The 20737-nt window shown below is 70.6% G+C and carries 13 protein-coding genes and 1 pseudogene; 13 read left to right on the forward strand and 1 reads right to left on the reverse strand.

Annotated features, from left to right (window positions below; all coding sequences use genetic code 11):
• Positions 1 to 12 precede the first annotated feature (12 nt).
• From Pmi06nite_RS13635 to Pmi06nite_RS13690, 12 genes and pseudogenes are all read left to right on the forward strand, one after another.
• Entirely contained in the window at positions 13 to 666 is a 654-nt protein-coding gene (locus Pmi06nite_RS13635) for a PadR family transcriptional regulator (protein ID WP_203953342.1), read from the forward strand.
• A 161-nt stretch (positions 667 to 827) separates the two neighbouring features.
• Positions 828 to 1826, forward strand: coding sequence for an ATP-binding cassette domain-containing protein (locus tag Pmi06nite_RS13640; RefSeq protein ID WP_239113882.1), 999 nt, complete (start codon positions 828 to 830; stop codon positions 1824 to 1826).
• Positions 1823 to 2599: an ABC transporter permease gene (locus Pmi06nite_RS13645; RefSeq protein WP_203953343.1), complete on the forward strand. Its 777-nt coding sequence runs from the start codon at positions 1823 to 1825 to the stop codon at positions 2597 to 2599. Before Pmi06nite_RS13640 ends, Pmi06nite_RS13645 begins: the two co-directional genes overlap by 4 nt.
• Before the next feature lie 112 nt (positions 2600 to 2711).
• Positions 2712 to 4097, forward strand: coding sequence for a serine hydrolase domain-containing protein (locus Pmi06nite_RS13650; protein WP_203953344.1), 1386 nt, complete (start codon positions 2712 to 2714; stop codon positions 4095 to 4097).
• A 160-nt stretch (positions 4098 to 4257) separates the two neighbouring features.
• A complete protein-coding gene (locus tag Pmi06nite_RS13655; protein ID WP_203953345.1) occupies positions 4258 to 4833 on the forward strand; it encodes an RNA ligase 1 family protein in 576 nt (191 codons plus the stop codon).
• A 224-nt stretch (positions 4834 to 5057) separates the two neighbouring features.
• Positions 5058 to 6281: a sensor histidine kinase gene (locus tag Pmi06nite_RS13660; protein WP_203953346.1), complete on the forward strand. Its 1224-nt coding sequence runs from the start codon at positions 5058 to 5060 to the stop codon at positions 6279 to 6281.
• A pseudogene (locus Pmi06nite_RS13665) lies at positions 6278 to 6936 on the forward strand (response regulator). The gene Pmi06nite_RS13660 and the pseudogene Pmi06nite_RS13665 overlap by 4 nt, the downstream one beginning before the upstream one ends.
• 199 nt (positions 6937 to 7135) lie before the next feature.
• Positions 7136 to 7696 carry a hypothetical protein gene (locus Pmi06nite_RS13670; protein ID WP_203953347.1) on the forward strand — a complete coding sequence of 187 codons (561 nt, stop codon included), beginning with the start codon at positions 7136 to 7138 and terminating at the stop codon, positions 7694 to 7696.
• 15 nt (positions 7697 to 7711) lie between these two features.
• Positions 7712 to 9787: a flotillin family protein gene (locus Pmi06nite_RS13675; RefSeq protein WP_203953348.1), complete on the forward strand. Its 2076-nt coding sequence runs from the start codon at positions 7712 to 7714 to the stop codon at positions 9785 to 9787.
• 178 nt (positions 9788 to 9965) lie between these two features.
• A complete protein-coding gene (locus Pmi06nite_RS13680) occupies positions 9966 to 14912 on the forward strand; it encodes a DNA repair ATPase (RefSeq protein WP_203953572.1) in 4947 nt (1648 codons plus the stop codon).
• Between the two features lie 47 nt (positions 14913 to 14959).
• Positions 14960 to 17830 carry an ATP-binding protein gene (locus tag Pmi06nite_RS42580; RefSeq protein ID WP_275409567.1) on the forward strand — a complete coding sequence of 957 codons (2871 nt, stop codon included), beginning with the start codon at positions 14960 to 14962 and terminating at the stop codon, positions 17828 to 17830.
• Positions 17831 to 17907: 77 nt separating this feature from the next.
• Entirely contained in the window at positions 17908 to 18453 is a 546-nt protein-coding gene (locus Pmi06nite_RS13690; RefSeq protein WP_203953349.1) for a COG4315 family predicted lipoprotein, read from the forward strand.
• 66 nt (positions 18454 to 18519) lie between these two features.
• On the opposite strand, the gene Pmi06nite_RS13695 is transcribed toward Pmi06nite_RS13690, so the two are convergent.
• A complete protein-coding gene (locus tag Pmi06nite_RS13695; RefSeq protein ID WP_203953350.1) occupies positions 18520 to 19677 on the reverse strand; it encodes a hypothetical protein in 1158 nt (385 codons plus the stop codon).
• Positions 19678 to 19897: 220 nt separating this feature from the next.
• On the opposite strand from Pmi06nite_RS13695, the gene Pmi06nite_RS13700 reads away from it, so the two are divergent.
• Positions 19898 to 20671, forward strand: a complete 774-nt coding sequence (locus Pmi06nite_RS13700; RefSeq protein WP_203953351.1) for an SDR family NAD(P)-dependent oxidoreductase — start codon at positions 19898 to 19900, stop codon at positions 20669 to 20671.
• Positions 20672 to 20737: the final 66 nt, after the last annotated feature.

The raw sequence follows: 20737 nt of genomic DNA on the forward strand, positions 1-20737 counted from the left end.
ACTGGAGAGGTCATGGCCAAGCGTCGAAAGGTCGGCAACCTGCTGGCGCTCGCCGTCCTCTCCGCGGTCATGGAACGGCCGATGCACCCCTACGAGATGGCCTCGGTGCTCCGAGAGCGGGGCAAGGACCGCGACATGGACATCAAGTGGGGCTCCCTCTACACCGTCGTGCGGAACATGGAGAAGCACGGCCTGCTGGAGGCGACGGAGAGCGTCCGGCAGGGCGGCCGCCCCGAGCGGACGGTTTACCGGATCACCGACGCCGGCCGTGAGGAACTCGTCGACTGGGTGAGTGAGCTCATCTCCACGCCCGAGCGCGAGTTCTTCAGGTTCGAGGCCGGACTCTCGGTGCTGGTGGTCCTGCCGCCCGACGAGGTGGCGACTCTGCTCGGACGGCGCCTGAGCCTGCTGGAGGCGGAGATCGCCGAAGGGCGGGAGTCGCTGGAGAGGGTCACCGGCGAGATCCCCCGGCTGCTCCTCCTCGAGGCGGAGTTCGACCTGGCCATGCGCGAGGCGGAGGCGACGTGGGTCCGCTCCCTGCTCGGTGAGCTGACCTCGGGTTCGCTGCCGGAGCTCGAGCTCTGGCGGCGGTTCCACGAGACGGGGCAGATTCCCCAGGAGGTGCTCGACATCGCGGAGAGGAGCAGTGCGAAGGACCAGACCTGAGAAGGACACCGGCGAGGGTGCTGCAACACCCCCGCCGGCGTCCTCGGCCTCGAACCGAACCCGTTGAAAGGGAAACCAGCCCGAGGTGGCAACCGCAAGGATAGCTGGGCTTCATTTCACGGGCCGGTTCGGACGATCAAGATCCGAAACCGGAGGAATCCATGCAGACCACGGCGATGAACGCCGTCGAGGCCGACAGCCTCGTGAAGACCTATCCCGGCGGCGTGAAGGCGCTCGACGGGTTGTCGATCACGGTCAGGCCGGGGGAGGTGTTCGGGCTGCTCGGCCCGAACGGCGCCGGCAAGTCGACCACCATCAAGATCCTCACAACTCTGGCCCGGCCCGATTCCGGCACCGCGACCATCGCGGGCCACGCAGTCCTGAGCCGCCCCGACCGGGTGCGCCGGGTCATCGGCGTCGTGTCGCAGCGCTCGGGCGCCGATCCGATGGCGAGCGGGCGCGACAACCTGGTGTTACAGGCACGCCTGTACGGCATGCGCGGAGCCGAGTTGGCGCGCCGCGTCGCGGAACTGCTCGACAGGTTCGACCTCGGCGACGCCGCCGGCCGCCAGGTCAGGACCTACTCGGGTGGCATGCAGCGCAGGCTGGACGTGGCGCTCGGGCTGGTGCACCGGCCGCGCGTCCTGTTCCTCGACGAGCCCACCACCGGGCTCGACCCCGAGGCGCGGGCCGCCATGTGGGAGGAGATCGCCCGCCTGGCCGGTGACGACTCGCTGGCGATCCTGCTCACCACGCACTACCTGGACGAGGCCGACCGTCTCGCCGGGCGGCTGGCCATCGTCGACGGCGGCCGGGTCGTCGCGGAGGGCACTCCCGAGGGGCTCAAGGCCGAGTTGCGCGGCGACGCCGTACATCTCGAGTTGCGCGAGGCGCCGGACGAACAGCGGGTGCGGTCCCTCATCGGGGCCCTTCCCGGCGTCCGGGAGATCGTGTTCGACGGGCGGCGGCTCAGCGCCCGGGCCGACGACGGCGCGGCGGCCGTGCCGATCGCCATCGCGGCGCTCGACCAGGCCGGAGTGCCGGTCGCGGCGGTCACGGTGGCCAGGCCGTCGCTGGACGACGTCTACCTGCGTCACGCGGGCCGCCGGTTCGCGCAGACCGACGAACCCGTCGCGGCCGGAGTGGGAGGCGCCCGATGAGCGGCCTGTTCGTGCACACCTGGTGGATGTCCCACCGCCGCCTCAAGGCGTTGCTGCGCAACCCCGGCCTCGTGGTCATGACGCTGGTGCAGCCCGCGATCTGGCTCTTCCTGTTCGGCGGCCTGTTCAGGAAGGTCGCGGAACTGCCGGGCTTCGGCGCCGCGTCCTACGTCGACTATCTGGTTCCCGGCGTCGTCGTGATGAGCGCGGTGTCGTCGAACATGTGGTCCGGCATGGGCGTCATCGACGAGATCGAGCGGGGCACGCTGAATCGTTTCCTCGTCTCACCGGTGAGCCGCAGCGCCATCCTCAACGCCGGGGTCATCGAGCAGGCGGTCAGCACCGCGGTCCAGTCGCTGATCATCATCCTCCTGGGACGGCTCGCGGGCGCGTCGTATCCCGGGGGCGTCCTCGGCGTGGTGGTGCTGGTCGTGGCGTCGATCCTGCTCGGGGCGATCTTCAGCGCGCTGTCGAGCACGATGGGCCTGCTGGTGCGCCAGCGGGACACCATCATCGGGTTGAGCGTCTTCCTCCTGCTGCCGCTCACGTTCCTGTCCTCGGCGTTCATGGCCAAGAGCCTCATGCCGTCCTGGATCCAGAACGTGGCGGCGTTCAACCCGCTCAACTGGTCGCTGGACACCGCGCGCGGCGCACTGGCCGCCGACCCGGACTGGCAGGCCGTCGCCGTCCACGGCGGCTGGCTGCTGGGCCTGGCGGCGTTGATGATCTGGCTGTCGACGTCGTCCTTCCGGAGCTACCAGAAGTCCATCTGAGTACGGCCCGGCCGGCCCCCGCGTCCGTGGGGCCGGTCGGCCCGTTCCGGGAGATTGGACGCTCGTTTAGGGAGATTACAGTCGGATCCTCCCGATAGAAGAGGAGTTGACCATGCTCGAGGGGCTCGCGGCACACGGTGCCGAGGTCGTCGCGGCGGGCGGGTGCGCCTCGGTCTCCGTCGCCGTCGCCCAGGGGGACTCCGTGGTGCACGCCGAGGCGTTCGGCCTGGCCGACGTCGCCACGGGACGCCGGGCCACCACGGACACCGCCTACCTGGTCGCGTCGGTGACCAAGCCCATCACCGCGACCGCGGTGTGCGTGGCGGCCGACACGGGGTCGCTGGATCTGGACGCGTCCGTCGAGGACTACCTGTCCGGCTGCCGGCTGCCCCGGTTCCGTGAGCACCGCACGCCGACCGTGCGCGAACTCCTCCAGCATCGCGGCGGGCTGGGGACCCACTACGACTTCTTCTACGCGGACTCGCCCGTGGCCAGGCCCGCGGCCAGGCAGACCGTGGAGCGGTACGGGACGCTGTACCGGGAGCCGGGCACCCGCTTCGAATACTCCAACCTCGGCTACGGAATCCTCGACATGGTCCTGGAATCGGTCACCGGGCAGGATCCGGCCGACTACGTCCAGGAGCAGGTCTTCGGCCCTCTCGGGCTGACGAGCTGCCACATCGGCCCCGCCTATCACGGGTCGGCGCAGGAGGCGCTGCGCTACACCGCCGACGGGCGGGTCTACCCGGTCTACGACAGCACCCACCGGGGCGCGTCCCTCGCCTGGGGGACGGCGGCCGACCTGGCCGTTTTCGGCCTGTCGCAGGCGGGCGGCCGAGGGGTTCTCCGTCCGGGAACCGCCGCCGAGATGTCTGCGGCGGCGCCGATCGACGACCGGCTCGGGTACGGCCTCGGCTGGTTCGTGTCGTGCGGCGGCCGCCACACGGTGCTCAGCCACAGCGGGAGCATGGGCGGGGTGGCCGCGTTGCTGGTCGTCGTCCCGGACCTGCGGTTGTCGGTGTGCGTGCTCACCAACCAGAGCGGTGGGCGGGCGCGGACGTCGGTGGCCGAGCACGTGCTGACCGAGCTCGTCGACGGCTTCACGCCGGGCTGTCTTCCTCCCGGCGACGATCGTGAGCGGCCCGTGGCCGTGCCTGCCGGTTCCTGGGAAGGGCGGGTGCGGGTCGACGGCGCCGCCGACGTCTCCATCGCGCTGCGGCTCCACGCGGACGGACGCGCCGAGGTCGGCGTGGACGGCGGCGAAATGACCGAGGCGCCGACCATCACCGCCTCCGACTACTGGGACCTGCGCGTCGGGGTGCCGCTCCAGCTCCCCACTGTGGACGCGCTGGTGAACAGCCCCTACCTCGGGCTCGAACTCGACCTGCGCGGAGGCGCTCTGGCCGGCGCCGCGCGGGCGATGAAGAACGGCGAGGGCGACGGCCTGCTCGGCAACTGCTACAGCCACTGGTGCGAACTGGAACCGCACCGGGGCTGACAGCCCGAACGTGGATAAAACAACTCGCTATCGCGCCGCCCCGAGCGGCAATATCAGGTGGTCACCGCCAGTCTCACCGGCCGTACGGCGCCGGCGTGGCGTCTCCGCGGCCCGGCGAGACGTGGCACGAACAAGCGTGGTCCTGCGAGAGGACGCCCCCGTGAGAAAGATCCCGACCATCTACGACCGCGACTGGGACGGCAACCCCAAGTTCGTCACCCGCGAGGAGAACCCGGAGTGCTCCTGGGTATTCGCCGGTGCGGGGACCCCCACGCTGAAATGGGACGGGACCTGTGTGATGTTCGACGGGACCGACTGGTGGGCGCGTCGTGAGGTCAAGCCGGGCAAGGCGGCCCCCGCGGGATTCGTCACCCTCTCCACTGACGAGGAGACGGGCAAGACCGTCGGCTGGGAGCCCATGGTTCAGTCCGCCTTCGCCCGCTGGCACGCGGAAGCCGAGGCGGCGGCGACCGAGGCGTTCGAGCCGGGCACCTACGAACTGCTCGGCCCCAAGATCAATGGAAATCCGGACGGGTTCCCCGGGCACGCCCTGATGCGCCATGCCTTGGCGCCGGGCACGCTCGACGCGGACGTCAAGACGGCGCCGCGGGACTTCGACGGACTGCGCGACTGGCTCCACGCACGTCCGTACGAGGGCATCGTCTGGCACCACCCGGACGGCCGGATGGCCAAGATCAAGGCTCGTGACTTCCCACGTGCCGGGTCTGGCTCCTGACAGCGGCGCGCCCGGCTCCGGTCACTCCGGGAACCGTCTTCTGAAACACCCCCGCCTTACGACCGGCCGGACGCGCTCGACGCGGACGGCCGGTCTGGCCTCTGCTCCCCTCGGCGTAGGGCGTACCTCGATCGGTGTAGGCCCGGGTGACGGTCGACGGACGACGCGGCTCGCGTACGGCCCGGCCTAGCGTTGCGCCTCGCCCCTTGAGGAAGGATCTCCGCATGGCCGAACCGTCTCCGCAGCGTGAACCCGTCTCCGGCCGCATGGCCGAACCGTCTCCGCAGCGTGAACCCGTCTCCGGCCGTACGGCCGGACCGTCTCCGCAGCGTGAACCCGCCTCTGTCCGCCACTCCGCCAGGATGGTCGACGGCGTGCTCGCCACTCTCACCGTGATCGGCTTCACCATCGGCGCTATCGCAGCCGGGGTGCACTCACCCTGGCAGGGCACGATCCCCCTCGCCCTGTTCCTCGGCGGCCTCCTGCTTCTCAGGCGCCGCCGGCCGATGACCGTGTTGCTGCTGTCGATCGCCGGGATTTTCGTCTACCGCCTGACGAGCGACTTCGAGGGCGGCTGGATCTGGCCGGCGTCGGTCGCCTACTTCACCGCCGCCGCCTCCCCCCGCGTGCGCTGGGTAGCCGTCATCGGCGTCGCCCAACTCGTCTACTCCGCCGTCGACTTCCGGTGGGTCCTCGACAGGAGCACCGGCCGCTTCGTCATCCACATCGCCGGCGAGGGGTTGCTGCTGGCGTTCCTCCTCGCGGCAGGTGTCGCCTACGCGGCCGCGCAGCGTTGGCGCGAGCGGTTGCGCGAGACCGACAGCCGAGCCCGCGACGCCGAGGAACGGCTGCGGGTCTCGCGTGAGGTGCACGACATCGTCGCCCACACCCTGGCTGTCGTCGGCGTCCACCTCAACGTCGCCGCCGACACACTCCAGGAGGAGCCGGCCGAGGCGGCCGCCGCGCTGCGCATGGCCCAGGAGGTCAGGAACCGGGCGATGGCCGATCTCGCCTCTCTTATCGGCGTCCTGCGTGAGGGTCCCGACGGCACCGCACCTCAGCCCGGCCTCGCCTCCCTCGGCACGCTCATCGCCGACGCCCGCGCGGCCGGGCTGGGGGTGATCTTCGATGAGCGCGGCACCCCTTCGGGCGTCCCCGCCGTCACCGCCGTCGCGGTCTACCGCATCGTCCAGGAGTCCCTCGCCAACACGCTCAAGCATTCGGGGGCGTCCAGGGCCGAGGTGACGATCGGATACCAGCCGCGCTCCGTCACCGTCGAGATCGTCGATGACGGCAGGGGAGACTCCGGCAGCGCCGTACATGAGGGGCACGGCCTGGCCGGCATGCGCGAACGGGTGAGAGCTCTGGGGGGCGCGCTCACCGCGGGGACGGTCCCCGGCGGCTTCGCCGTGAGGGCCGAGATCCCTGTGGCAGGCTCGGCACTGTGACGATCAAGGTGCTTCTCGCCGACGACCAGGCACTCGTGCGGGCCGGCTTCCGCAGCCTGCTGTCCCGCTCCCGGGACGTCACGGTCGTCGGCGAGGCCGCCGACGGCGACGAGGCCGTACGGCTGGCCGCGAGTACCCGACCGGACGTCATCCTCATGGACATCCGCATGCCCGGCACCGACGGCATCACCGCCACCCGCCGCATCGTCACCGGCCAGGCCACTCCGGGCTGCCGTGTCGTCATCCTCACCACCTTCGACACCGACGAACACGTCTTCGCCGCGCTGCGCGCCGGAGCCAGCGGCTTCCTCACCAAGGAGGTCGAGCCGGCTGAGTTGCGCCGTGCGGTCGCCGCCGTCGCAGCCGGAGACGCGCTCCTGTCGCCGGGGGTCACCCGCCGTGTCGTCGAGCAGTTCGCCCATCGGCAGGACCTGACTCCCGGCGCCGGCCAGCGGTTGGCCGTCCTCACCGCACGAGAACGGGAAGTGGTCCGGCTCGTGGCGCTCGGCCTGTCCAACGACGAGATCGCCGGCCGTCTCGTCATCAACCGCCAAGAGCCCACATCACCAGGGCCATCGCCAAACTGGACGTGCGTGACAGGGTCCAGCTGGTCATCCTGGCCTATGAGAGCGGCCTGATACGGCCCGGCGGTTGAGCGCCCCCAGGGCAATTCCTTGAACGGCATTCAGCCGTACGCCGATGCCTTGGGCGCGTCGAGTGCCGTTGTGACAACAACGGGCTGACGCGGCGAAAAGTGCCCGATATTCGCATTCCTTTTGTTACTTACAAATGCCTGGTTATCAGGCAATAATGCATACGTCTCAGGGGGGACGAACGTAAAACGGTGGGAGTCGATGGGGGATTTCGTCGGCACGGCGCTCGGGTTTCCGGCCGTCCTGTTCAGCTTCATGTTGGTCGTCGTCATCGCTTATTGGGTGCTTGTTCTGCTCGGCGGGCTCGGGCTGGACCTTCCTGACGACTTCCTGTCCGGCATCGGCCTGCGTGGGCTTCCCGCGGGCGTCGTGCTCTCGCTCATGGTGGCGATCGCCTGGTTCGTCAGCCTCGTCGGAGTGACCCTGGTCGACGGGACGCCCGCCCGGATCGGCGTCCTGCTGGTCGCGCTGCTCGCCGCCTGGCTGCTCACCCGCCTTTTGGCGCTGCCGTTCCGGCGGTTCCTGCCGCCGATCGCCGCGCCCTCGCGGAACGACTTCGTCGGCCGGATGTGCGTCATCCGCACCGGACGGGTCGGGCGTGACTTCGGCCAGGCCGAGGTGACCGCCGAGGACGGCTCCTCGGCTGTCATCCAGGTGCGGCAGACCGGCGAGGACGACCTTCGCGCCGGCAGTTCCGCCCTCATCTTCGGCTATGACCCGGAGGGTGAGTTCTTCTGGGTCATGCCCTATGAAATGCACTGACAGGGGACCTTGCGAATGGATGTCATCACCACTGGAATGGGCGTGCTCTTAGGCGTCATCCTTCTCGTCGTCATCGGCATGGTGTTCGTCATCAGCCGCCTGTTCCGCAAGGTCGACCAGGGCAAGGCCCTGATCGTCTCCAAGGTACGGAAAGTCGACGTCACGTTCACCGGGGCGGTCGTCCTGCCCGTGCTGCACAAGTCCGAGATAATGGACATCTCGGTGAAGACCATCGAGATCACTCGGACCGGGCAGGAAGGGCTCATCTGCCGCGACAACATCCGGGCCGACATCCGCATCACGTTCTTCGTCCGAGTCAACAAGACCGTCGAGGACGTCATCAAGGTCGCCCAGGCGATCGGCACCGCCAGGGCCAGTGACGAGCAGACGCTGCAGGTGTTGTTCAACGCCAAGTTCTCCGAGGCGCTCAAGACGGTCGGCAAGCAACTCGACTTCGTCGATCTCTACACCAAGCGCGACGAGTTCCGGGACCAGATCGTCCGTGTGATCGGCACCGACCTGAACGGCTACAGCCTCGAGGACGCCGCCATCGACTACCTCGAGCAGACGCCCATGGCCCAGCTCGACCCGGCCAACATCCTCGACGCCCAGGGCATCCGCAAGATCACCGAGCTGACCGCGATCGAGCACGTCAGGACCAACGAGTACCAGCGCAACGAGGAGAAGGAGATCACCCGCCAGAACGTCGACGCGCGGGAGGCCATCCTCGAGCTGGAGCGGCGGCAGGCCGACGCGGAGACGAAGCAGAGGCGTGAGATCGAGACCATGCGGGCGCGCGAGGAGGCGGAGACCTCCAAGGTGCGGGCCGAGGAGCGACTCAAGGCGCAGACGGCCAGCATCCGCACCGACGAGCAGCTGGGCGTCCAGAACGAGAACCGGGCCAGAGAGGTCGCCGTCGCGGAGAAGAACCGCGAGCGCGTCATCGCGATCGAGACCGAGCGGATCGAGAAGGACCGCATGCTCGAGGTGATCGCCAGGGAGCGCGAGACCGAGCTGTCGCGCATCGCCAAGGACAAGGAGCTCGAGGTCGAGAAGCGGGCCATCGCCGAGGTGATGCGTGAGCGGATCGCGGTGGACAAGACGGTCGCCGAGCAGGAGGAGACCATCAAGCGCCTGCGGGTGGTCGAGGAGGCCGAGCGCACGCGCCAGGCGATCGTGATCCAGGCCGAGGCCGAGGCACAGGAGAACCTCGTCAAGGACATCAAGGCGGCCGAGGCCGCCGAGCAGGCCGCCAAGCACAGGGCCCGCGAAGAGGTCGTCCTCGCCGAGGCCCGCCAGCAGGCGGCCGAGCTGGACAGCCGAGCGAAGATCCGCCTCGCGGAGGGGCTGCAGGCGGAGGCCGCGGCGGCCGGGCTCGCCGAGGTCCAGGTGCGCGAGCGCGACGCCGAGGCCATCGAGAAGGTGGGCCGCGCGGAGGCCGCCGTCGACAGGGAGAAGGGGCTCGCCGCCGCCCTGGCCGTCGGCGAGAGGCTCAAGGCGGAGGCCGAAGGCGAGCAGGCGAAGGCGCTCGCGGCCGCGGCCGCGGTGGGCGAGAAGCTGAAGGCCGAGGCCGAGGGCCTCACCGAGAAGGCTGCGGCGATGGCCGCGCTCGACGATGCGAGCCGCGGACACGAGGAGTACCGCCTGCGGCTGGAGGCGGACAAGGAGGTCCGGCTCAGGAGCATCGAGGTCCAGCGGGAGATCGCCGAGTCGCAGGCGGTCGTGCTGGCGGCGGGGCTGGAGAAGGCCGACATCGACATCGTCGGCGGCGACACCGTCTTCTTCGACCGGCTGATGAGCTCGATCTCGATGGGCAAGAGCGTCGACGGCTTCATCGAGAACTCCACCGTCGCGAGTGCGCTCACCCGGCCGTACCTGGACGGGACCGCCAGTCTCACCCAGGACCTCAGCCGGATGCTCGGGTCGCTGGACACGGCGGACGTGCGGAACCTCACACTCTCCGCGCTGCTGGTGAAGCTCATCAAGGCGGGCGGGCCCGACACCGACAAGCTGCAGGCGCTGCTGAACGCCGCGCAACGGCTCGGCGTCGCCGAGCAGCCGGTGGCGGCGCTGGACGCGGCGAAGCACTGACGCAGGGACGCCGGTGCATGAGCGCTGACGCGGAGACGGCGGCGAACATGCACCGGCGAATGGACATCGACGAAGAGGCATCGACGAACCCGTGACAGAGGTTTCCGTGACAGAGGCCGCCGGGACAGACACCGCAGTGACCACCGGTGCGGGGACCACCGGTACAGAGACCACCCAGATCGCCGCGACGCGGGCCGGGCTCGACGCGGGCACCTACGAGGTGCTCAGAGCGCGGCTGGCCGAGCAGGCCAAGGAGCTCGCCCGCCGCGCCGAGGCGCTCAACGCCGACCGGCTCGAGGTCTTCGGCGGCACAGAGCTCCGGCTCGTGGGCACCGATCGCGTCCGTACGGAGAACAACTGTGTGCCCCGCGACATCGTGTCGGCGGACGGGGTCATGTTGTTCGGCTACAACGTGTTCATCGGGCTGAAGTCCGAGACGACGGTCTCCGACGTGTTCTCGGCTCACCGGTTCACCCGCGACGGAGACGCGTTCCGGTTCGACGACGCACCCCTGCCGATCGGCGGCGACGCGCAGTTCGAGCGGGACTTCGGCGAGCTGTACCGGTACTACAAGGAGACCCGGCTGCTGCAGCTGCGCCGGCTGGAGGGCAGGCTGCTCGCGGTCTTCCAGACGGGCCCGCAGGACATCCGGGTGTTGCGGTGGACGGTCGCGCCCGACGGCTCCATCGGCTACCTGGACAACCGCGGCGAGCGCGACCACGTCTTCCCGCCGTCGCACGACTTCGAGTGGACGCGGACCACCAGGGACGACCACGTCCTCGGCCGCCATCCGCACATCTCGATCGGAGACGAGGTCTTCGTCGAGACCGTCGGCGGCGACCTCACCATCAAGATCGAGAACAACACGGAGAGCGGGGAGGGCGTCTACCGCGAGCCCGTCGCCGAGCCGCTGCAGAGCCTGGCCGACGCCGACGTGCACTACGCGAGGGTCGGCTCGCTCATCCTGCTGCGCATCCGGCCCTACAACGAGGCCGACTGGCGTCATCTGGTCTTCAACACCAGGACCAAGGCCGTGGTCAGGCTGGACGGCATCGGCCAGTCCTGCCTGCGGCTCCCCGAGGACCAGGGCGTCGTCTTCCCCGGCGGCTACTACCTCGCCACCGGCACGGCGAAGACCTTCGACACCGACGTGGCGAGTCTGGAGTTCGAGCGCGTCATCCGCTCGCCCAACGGCGAGGACGTGCTGTACGTCTTCCACGCGCGGGCGGAGGGCCGGACGCTGCTCCTGCCGTACAACGTCATCCGCAAGGAGGTCGCCAACCCGATCACCTGCCACGGCTACTCGCTGTTCGACGACGGCACCCTCATCGTGTTCCGGGAGACCTCCGCCGAGCCGACCCGCGTGCACCCCATGCAGGTGTGGCAGACGCCGTTCGTCTCGGACACCTTCGCCGCGGCCCAGCCGGTGGGCACGGGCCCGCTGGAACGGATCGGCAACGCCGAACTGGTGCGCGGGATCTCCGACTGTCTGTCCGTCGTCCGGATGGTCGGGGAGATGGCGCCGTCCGTGCCGGTGTTCGAGGCGCTGATCGCCGCGTGCGTCCGGGCGTTCGACAACTATCACTGGCTGAACGACCACGGTCTGCGCACTCCGCTCGCCGACGTCCGCGCGACGGCCGAGCAGGTCCTGGACGAGTTCGAGAAGGTCCAGTCGCTCACCGAGCAGGCCGCGTCCGCGTTGGAGGAGGCCGCGGGGCGGATCGCCTCGCTCGTACGGCAGGCCCGGGGCGAGTCGCCCATGACGGCCGACGCCTGGGTGCGGCAACTCGCCGAGCTGCGCCGGGCCCAGGGCCGTCTCGCGACGTTGCGGGAGATGCGGTACGCCGACCTCCAGCGGGTCGACGCGCTGACGGCCGACCTCGACACCGAGATCGGCACGGCCGCGCGTCGGGCCGTCGCGTTCCTCCAGGGCGACGACGCGTTCACCGGCTACCACGCCGACGTGGAACGGCTCACCGAGCAGGCGCGGGCCATCGGCACCGTCGCGGAGTCCGCGCCGATCGCCGAGCGGCTCGTCGAGCAGGGCGAGGGCCTGTCCATCCTGACCGAGGTCGTCGGCACCCTGGACATCGACGACGCGACGGTGCGCACCGCGATCCTGGAACGGATCGGCGAGGTGCTCGGGGGGATCAACCGGGCCAGGGCCACGCTCACCGCGCGGCGCGAGGAACTTCTCGCGAGCGAGGGGCGGGCCGGCTTCGCCGCCGAGTTCGCCGTGCTCGGCCAGACGATCACCGGCGCGCTCGACGTGGCCGACACCCCCGAACGGTGCGACGAGCAACTCGGCCGGCTGATGCTCCAGTTGGAGGGGCTGGAGTCGCGATTCGGCGAGTTCGACGACCTCGTGGCCCGGTTGGAGGACAAACGGGAGGACGTCTACGAGGCGTTCTCCTCGCGCAAGCAGGCGCTGCTCGACGAGCGCGCGCGCCGGGCCGACCGCCTCGCCGCCTCCGCCGACCGGATCCTGAGCAGCCTGGGACGTCGGGTCGCGAGCCTCGGGTCACTGGACGAGGTCAACACCTACTTCGCCTCCGATCCGATGGTGGCCAAGCTGCGCGCGGTCTCCGGCGAGCTGCGTGAGCTCGGAGACCAGGTCAGGGCCGAGGAGCTCGAGGGCCGGATCAAGGCCGCCCGGCTCGACGCGGGCCGGGCGTTGCGCGACCGGCTCGACCTCTACGCCGACGGCGGCGAGACCATCCGGCTCGGCCGGCACCGGTTCGCCGTCAACACCCAGCCGCTCGACCTCACACTGGTCCCGCTGGACGGGCGAATGGCGTTCGCCGTCACCGGGACCGACTACCGGGCGCCGGTCGGCGACGAGTCGTTCGACGCGACCCGGCCGTTCTGGGACCAGTTGCTCGTCTCCGAGTCCGCCGACGTCTACCGCGCGGAGCACCTCGCCGCCGCGATCCTCGCCGACGCCGAGACGGGCGGACCGGCTCAGGGCCGCGAGGCTGCGGGCATCGGGGGATCGAGCGAGAGCGGGACCTTCACGTTCGACGCCCTCCAGGCGGCCGCGCTCGTCGACGGCGGTCTCCTCGACGTGGTCCGCCGCGTGGTGGAGAGCCGCTATGACGAGGGCTACGAGCGCGGTGTGCACGACCACGACGCCGCGGCCGTCCTCGACGCCCTGCTGCGCCTCCACGCCGGCGCCGGCCTGCTGCGTTTTCCGCCGGAGGCGCGCGCCGCCGCGCAGTTCTTCTGGGCGTTCGGCGCAGGCGAGGCCGCCCGTTCGACCTGGACGACGCGGGCGCGTTCGCTGGCCAGAGCCCGGGCCATGTTCCGCCAGGGTCCCGCGGTCGGCGAGATCCGAGCGGAGCTGGCCTCGGCCGTGGACGCCTTCCTGCGGGACACGGGCCTGCCGGGCGGTGAGACCGGCCTGGCGGGGGAGTACCTGTTCGAGGAGCTGTCGAGCACGCCCCCCGGTTTCGTGACGAGCGCCGCCGCCCGAGGCGTCCTCGACGGTTTCCGCAGGGTACTCGGCGGTTCCGTGAAGGAACTCGAGGCCGATCTGCGCGCACTCGGCGACGATCTGAAGGCCCGGCACCAGCTCGTCGAGGCCTGGCTCGGGGCCTACCTGGGGGCTTCCGACGAGCGGCGGGCCGTACCGGCGGGAGATCTGGCCGAGGCCGTGGCCGTGCAGCTGTGCGACCTCCCGCGCCACGACTCGTCGGCGGCCCTGACGGCCACGGTCGAGAACCTGCTCGGCACACATCCCCGGCTGACCGGGCGGAGCCTGGGCCTGCGTCTCGACGAGGTGCTGGCCCGGACCCGGCGGTTCAGGACCGAGCGGGTGCCCGCCTACCGCGCCTACCAGCGGCGGCGCGCTGAGCTGGTCGAGCGTGAGCGGGCGCGGCTGCGGCTCGAGGAGTACCGGCCCACGGTGATGAGCGCGTTCGTGCGCAACCGGCTGCTCGACGAGGTCTACCTTCCGCTCATCGGCGACAACCTGGCCAAGCAACTGGGCGCCGCGGGGGACGACAAGCGCACCGACCAGATGGGCCTGCTGCTGCTGATCTCCCCGCCGGGATACGGCAAGACGACGCTGATGGAGTACGTCGCGAGCCGGCTCGGCCTGGTCTTCGTGAAGGTCAACGGCCCGGCGCTGGGGAACGCGGTCACCTCGCTCGACCCGGCGCAGGCGCCGGACGCGACCGCGCGGCAGGAGATCGAGAAGGTCTCGTTCGCGCTGGAGTGCTCGAACAACGTGCTGCTCTACCTCGACGACATCCAGCACACCTCTCCCGAGCTGCTGCAGAAGTTCATCTCCATGTGCGACGCCCAGCGCCGGATGGAGGGCGTCTGGAACGGCCGGACCCGCACCTACGACCTGCGCGGCAAGCGCTTCGCCGTCTGCATGGCGGGCAACCCGTACACCGAGGCGGGCAGGCGGTTCCGCATCCCCGACATGCTCGCGAACCGGGCCGACGTGTGGAACCTCGGCGACGTGCTGTCGGGCAAGGAGGACCTGTTCGCGCTCAGCTACGTCGAGAACGCGCTGACCTCCAACCCCGTCCTCGCGCCGTTGTCCACGCGCGACCGCGGTGACATCGAGTCGCTCGTACGGCTGGCCCGAGGCGACTCCGGCGTGCGCGCCGACCAGCTGAGTCACCCGTATTCGAAGGTCGAGCTCGACCAGATCGTCGCGGTGCTGGCCAAGCTCCTCCAGGTCCAGGAGATCGTGCTGTCGGTCAACCAGGCGTACATCGCCTCGGCCGCCCAGGCCGACTCCTCCAGGACCGAGCCGCCCTTCCAGCTCCAGGGGTCGTACCGGAACATGAACAAGCTGGCCGAGCGGATCATCCCGATCATGAACGAGGCCGAACTCCAGGCCGTGATCGACGACCACTACCTGGGAGAGGCCCAGACCCTCACCTCGGGGGCCGAGGCCAACCTCCTCAAGCTGGCGGAGCTGCGCGGGACGATGACCCCCGGCCAGGCCGAGCGCTGGGCCGAGGTGAAGTCCGGCTACCTGCGGTCGAAGGCCCTCGGCGGAGACGGGGACGACCCGATGGCCCGTGCCGTCGGCGCCATCGGCCTGCTCGCCGATCGGGTGGGAGGGGTGGAGAAGGCGATCGAACGGGCCGCCGAACCGGGTCACTGACCAGCCGTTTATATCGAAATGTCAGCCCGTGATGGCATCCTTGGCTCGTGACGGCTTATCGGGGGATTAGCACCATTTTGGCGGGACGTGCCCGTGAAGTCGCTTTCATGGAGGCGGCACTCGAGGAACTCCCGGCGGCGCTCCTCCTGGGCGGGGAGGCGGGGGTCGGGAAGAGCCGGCTGATCCGGGAGTTCCTCAAGCGCCCCCGAGGAGAGCACGGCATCCGCGTCCTGGTCGGCGGATGCCTCCAGATCAGTGCGGAAGGCCTCCCCTTCGCGCCGTTCAGCGCCGTCCTCCGCCAACTCGTCCGCCAGATCGGTGTGGAAGGCGTGACGGCGCTGCTGCCCGGCGGCACGCCCCGGGGCCTCGCCCGCCTGCTGCCCGAGTTCGGCGTGCCGGACACCGAGTCCGGCACGACCGAGGCGCGCACGCGGCTGTTCGACCATGTGCTGCTGCTGTTCGAGCGGCTGGCGTCGGAGATGCCCGTCGTCCTGGTGATCGAGGACGCGCAATGGGCGGAACGCTCCACCCGCGACCTGCTCAGCTACCTGATCGGCAACCTCCCGCCGGGCATGCTGATGATCGTCACCTACCGGTCCGACGAGCTGCACAGAAGCCATCCGCTCCGGCCGTCGCTCGCCGAGCTCAGCCGCGTCCCCTGGGTGCGCCGGCTCGAGCTGGACCCGCTGTCCCGCCGTGCCGTGGCCGAGCAGGCGAGGAGCATCCTCGGGCATGATCTCGATCCCCGGCTCCTCGGCAAGGTGTACGAGCGCAGCGAGGGCAACCCGCTGTTCGTCGAGGCCCTGCTGGGCGCCGGCCGGATCGACGGCGAACTGCCGGAGTCGGTGCGCGACCTGATGCTCGGGAGCGTCCAGAAGCTGCCTGAGGAGACTCAGGAGATCCTCCGGCTCGCCAGCGCCGGAGGCGACCGGGTGGAGCACGCGCTGCTCGCCGCGGTCAGCGGGCTGGACGACGCCGGGCTGTCCCGGGTCATGCGGCCCGCGGTCGCGGGCAACGTGATGGTCGTCGACGGCGAGGCGTACGCCTTCCGGCACACCCTGGTCCGCGAGGCCGTCCACGGCGACCTGCTGCCCGGCGAGCACACCCGGGCGCACCGCAGGTTCGCCGAGACGCTGGAGGCCGACCCCTCTCGCGTGCCGCCCGGCCGGGCCGCCGCGGAGCTGGCCTTTCACTGGTATGCCGTGAGGGACACCGCCGAGGCCCTGGTCAGCGCGTGGAAGGCCGCCTCCGTCGCGATGGAGGCGGCGGCCTACACCGAGTCCCTGCACATGCTCGACCGTGTTCTCGAGCTGTGGGACAAGGTGCCGGACGCCGCGGAGCGCCTGCGGGCCGACCACGGCTCCGTACTGGTCAAGGCGATCAGGGCCGCCGACCTCGCCGGCGAGACGGAGCGCGGAATGGCGTTCGCCAAGGCGGCGCTGAAGGAGATCGACGATCCGGTCCGTTCCGCGGGCGTGCTCGAACAGCGGGGCAGGCTGAAGATCCGCCTGGGCGACCACACCGCCCTGGACGATCTGCGCGAGGCCGCCCGGCTCGTGCCCGCGCAGCCGCCCAGTCTCGCTCGCGCCCGGGTGCTGTCCACTTTGGCCCAGCACCTCTACCTGATGCCGACGGGCCGGGAGGAGGCCCGGACGCTGGGGGTCGAGGCGCTGGCCATGGCTCGCGAGTTCGGCAACGCGACCGTCGAGGCGCACGCGCTCATCACGCTCGCCGGCTGCGACTTCCTCGAGGACGCCGAGGAGCATCTGGCGGCGCTGGCCGGGGCGAGAGAGGTCTACGAACGCGGGGCCGACGATTCGGCGATGCTCCGCGTCGCCACGAACGAGGCGCATCTCCTCGAGGGCATGGGCGAGCACGAACGCGCCGTCGAGGCGGCCCGGCGCGGCATCGCGCTCGCCGGGCGGCACGGTCAGGCCCGCACCTCCGGGGCCTTCCTCACGATGAACCTGGCGGAACCGCTGATGTCGCTGGGCCGCTGGGACGAGGTGCTGGAGGTGGTCGAGCACGCGCTGGAGCTTTCCCCGCCGCGGCTGACCCGCGCCTCCCTGCACTGGTTGCTCGGCGTCATCGCGGTGGCGCGCGGCGATCTCGAGTCCGCGGACGACGCCATGTCCGCCCTCGACGCGGTGATAGCCCCCGCCCATTCCCTGGTGCAGGAGCTGTTCCCCGCTGAGCGGCTGCGGATCGATCTCCGGCTGGCCCACGGAGACCGATCCGGCGCCCTCGACGCCGTCGAGCACGTGCTCACTCAGCTCGATCCGTCGGTCAGCTCCCGGTACGGCTGGCCGCTGCTGGCGAGCTGCGCACGGGCCTGTGCCGAGATGCCCGGCGAGCGTGCCCTCAAGATGCTGGCCGAGGTACGCACCCAGGCCGGCAGGACCCCTGCCGGCGGACGCCCGGAGCAGGCGCACGCGCTCGTCTTCGACGCGGAGGCGGAACGGGCCGAGGGCCGCTCCCGGCAGGCGGCGTGGCAGGCGGTGGCCGCCGGCTGGGAGGCGCTGGGCGAGCCGTACCCGGAGGCCTACGCGCTGTTCCGGGCGGCGGAGGCGGCCGGCGGGCAGACGCCGGGCAGGGAAGCCGCGACACGGCTCCGCCGGGCGGCCGCGCTGGCTCACGGACTCGGCGCCCGGCCGCTGCTGGAGGAGATCGAGACCTGCGCCCGCCGGACACGTGTCGCGATCGGCACGCGTATCGGCGACGACTCGCTCGGGCTGACGCCGCGGGAGCGGGAGGTGCTCCGCCTCATCGCCGATGGGCGGAGCAACCGTGAGATCGCCGGAGCCCTGTTCATCTCGGCCAAGACCGCCAGCGTCCACGTCTCGAACATCCTCACCAAGCTTCAGGTGGCCGGGCGGGGAGAGGCCGCCGCCGTCGCGCGCCGCCTCGGCGTCGTCTAGGAGCGCCGACGGGACGTCCACCGCGATGGCGTACGGTCGAACCTTTGATCCGTATGTCTCGTCTAAGGACCACGCTGATGAACACTCGTGTCCGTGCGGGCCACCTCGTGGCCGCCGCGATCGCCGTCGCCGGGCTCGCGACCGCCTGCTCGTCCGGCGACGGCACGACGGGCGCCGCCTCCTCGCCCGCAGCCAAGGTTCCCGCGCCGGCCGCCTCTCCGGCCGTCTCCGGCTCCGACGCCCCGGCAGCCGGTGAACCCGTCGTCGGCGGGCCGGTCGGCACGTCGACGTCGCCGCTCGGGTTGATCGTCGTCGACGGAACAGGGCGGACGGTCTACGCGTACGACAAGGACAAGACCCATCCCGCGACGTCCGACTGCTACGACCAGTGCGCCGTCGACTGGCCGCCCGTGCCCGCCACCACCGACGTCGCGGGCATCGACTCCGGCCTGGTCGGCTCGGTCGCCCGCAAGGACGGCTTCAAGCAGCTCACCATCGACGACCACCCGGTCTACCTGTTCGCCGGGGACAAGGCGGCGGGCGACGTCAAGGGCCAGTTGTCTGAGGGCACCTGGCACGCGATCACCCCGAAGGGCAAGGAGATCACGAAGAAGGCCGGCTGATCGCCGGCTGAATGCCACCGGGGGCCGGTGGGCCTTCCGTCATGCCCCCGGTGGCAAGTCGCGGTTTCAGCGGTCGCGCTGGACGAGCCCGAAGCTGTGGGCGACTTCGCCGTCGTCGACGATGTAACTGCCGACCGCCCACAACCGGCTCGTCCCCCTGATCGGGGCCAGCCCGGTGACCGTTTCGGCCCGTCCGCCGGCGGGCAGCCTGCCGGCGACCGTCCTCCAGGACCTGCCGTCGAAGCGCCAGTAGAGCGGCGGCCCGGCGAAGCCGGCCGGATCGCCGGTGACCCACACCTCGCCGCGGTTGCCGCTGATCGCCAGCGGCCACTGCCCCTCGTCGGGCATGCGGACGTTCTTCCAGCTCTTGCCGTTCCAGTGGAGGACCGTCGGGGTCCATCCCTCGCCGACGGGGATCAGACCGGTCACCCAGACGCTCCTGCCGGACTGGGCCCAGATGTCGTTCACACCCAGGTTGTCGGCCGGCATCTTCACCGGCTTCCAGGCATGGCCGTTCCAGTGCGCGGTGTAGGGCTGGAGGCCCTTCTCCGCCGAGTAGGCGGTTCCGGCGATCCACGCGTCGGTGGCCGAGCGGGCGTCGATCGAACTGATGCGCACGCCCTCCGGCAGCGTCTTCGTCTTCCAGCCTCCGTGGACGCGCCGCGACACCCAGGTCTCCCCGGCAAGCCACGTGCCTCCGCGTACGGAGGCCACCTCGGCGTAGGAGACGGGAGCACCTTCAGGAAGGTCGGGGAAGGCGACCTCGCGCCATTTCCTCCCGTCGAAGTGGGCGACCCCCGCTCTCTCCTCGTTCCACCCGTAGATCCACACGTCGTGAGCCGAGGACGCGCTGACGGAGTACCAGTACTTCATGTCGGGGAGCGAAGAGGGAGGTACCAGGCTCCAGCCGCGGCCGTTCCAGCGCAGGACGGCCGCATGGCCGTGTCCGTCCTCATCCTGGTACTGGCCGACCGCCCACGCGCTCGACGGGCTCGGCGCGGCGACCGAGTGCAGGAATCCCTCGGTGAGCCTCCCCGCGTAGAAGATCTTCCACTGGGGTGGCGTGCGGGGTGATGCCACCGCGGCCGGAGATGCCGGCGCAGTCTGGGATGCAGTCTGGGATGCGGCCTGGAGTGCCGGCGCGGCCTGGGCCGGCCCGACCGCCGTGGTCAGAGCGATGATCATCGCGGCGGCGGCGAGGCCGTACAGCGATCGTGTCCTCATTGATCGTCCTTCCGCCGGGCCGACCGAGGCTCATGCCGTCCCCGGGTCAAGGACCGAACTGTGAGAAGAGACGGCGAAATCAGCGATGCGGTTTGTGGCCTTCAGGCGACATTCCAGTGGATTGTCGAGCGTGGCCCCGATGTTCTCGGCCGCGGTCCACGGAGAGGTGGCGCTGTCATGGCCTTCTCCGGGTAGGGGCGAGCCCGACCGAGGAGGGATCATGAGCAATTCCTACGTCGTCACCGGGGGCGGCCAGGGCATCGGACGTGCCATCGCGGAACGGCTGCTCGGCGACCGGGACGCCGTCGTGGTCATCGAGTTCGACCCGGTGGCGCTTGCGTGGACCGACGACCACCCCGCCGGGTCACGCCTGACGGCCGTGGCCGGCGACGCCGCGGACGAGGCCGTGACCGAACGGGCGGCCGACCTGGCGGAGTTCCGTGGAACGCTCGCGGGGTGGGTGAACAACGCCGCGGTCTTCCGCGACGCCGCGCTGCATTCGTCGGCGGCGCGGGACGTCCTCGACCTCATCACGCTGAACCTCGCCCCGGTGGTGACCGGCTGTGGCACCGCGGTCCGCCGGTTCCTGACGGGCGGCCGGGGCGGTGCGATCGTCAACGTCTCCTCACATCAGGCGCAGCGTGCCGTGCGAGGCGCTCTGCCGTACGCGACGGCCAAGGCCGCGACGGAGGGGCTGACACGAGCGCTGGCGGTCGACTACGGCCCGTCGGGCGTCAGGACCAACGCGGTCGCGCTCGGTTCGATCAGCACGGAGAGGTACGAGGACTTCCTGGGGAGCCGGGATCCTGCGGCCGCCGCGCGGATCGAAGGCGAGATGGGCCGGCTGCATCCGCTGGGCCGGGTCGGGCGGGCCGACGAGGTGGCGGCGGCGGTGGCCTACCTGCTGTCGGATGACGCCAGCTTCGTCAACGGCGCGATCGTGCCCGTCGACGGCGGCCGCTCCGCTTCCGGCCGCGACCCCGAAGAGGCCTGATCGCGTCTCTTCGCAGCTCGCCGTGAACTGAGGACAACAGATGCGATATTCGGATAGAACCGGAGC

The sequence above is a fragment of the Planotetraspora mira genome (assembly GCF_016863275.1).
In the GTDB taxonomy this organism is placed as follows: domain Bacteria; phylum Actinomycetota; class Actinomycetes; order Streptosporangiales; family Streptosporangiaceae; genus Planotetraspora; species Planotetraspora mira.

Coding starts and splice junctions, on each gene's coding strand:
- Pmi06nite_RS13635 (WP_203953342.1), top strand. CDS start 13: ATGGCCAAGCGTCGAAAGGTCGGCAACCTGCTGGCGCTCGCCGTCCTC.
- Pmi06nite_RS13700 (WP_203953351.1), top strand. CDS start 19,898: ATGAGCAATTCCTACGTCGTCACCGGGGGCGGCCAGGGCATCGGACGT.
- Pmi06nite_RS13660 (WP_203953346.1), top strand. CDS start 5,058: ATGGCCGAACCGTCTCCGCAGCGTGAACCCGTCTCCGGCCGCATGGCC.
- Pmi06nite_RS13695 (WP_203953350.1), bottom strand. CDS start 19,677: ATGAGGACACGATCGCTGTACGGCCTCGCCGCCGCCGCGATGATCATC.
- Pmi06nite_RS13690 (WP_203953349.1), top strand. CDS start 17,908: ATGAACACTCGTGTCCGTGCGGGCCACCTCGTGGCCGCCGCGATCGCC.
- Pmi06nite_RS13640 (WP_239113882.1), top strand. CDS start 828: ATGCAGACCACGGCGATGAACGCCGTCGAGGCCGACAGCCTCGTGAAG.
- Pmi06nite_RS13645 (WP_203953343.1), top strand. CDS start 1,823: ATGAGCGGCCTGTTCGTGCACACCTGGTGGATGTCCCACCGCCGCCTC.
- Pmi06nite_RS13650 (WP_203953344.1), top strand. CDS start 2,712: ATGCTCGAGGGGCTCGCGGCACACGGTGCCGAGGTCGTCGCGGCGGGC.
- Pmi06nite_RS13670 (WP_203953347.1), top strand. CDS start 7,136: ATGGGGGATTTCGTCGGCACGGCGCTCGGGTTTCCGGCCGTCCTGTTC.
- Pmi06nite_RS13675 (WP_203953348.1), top strand. CDS start 7,712: ATGGATGTCATCACCACTGGAATGGGCGTGCTCTTAGGCGTCATCCTT.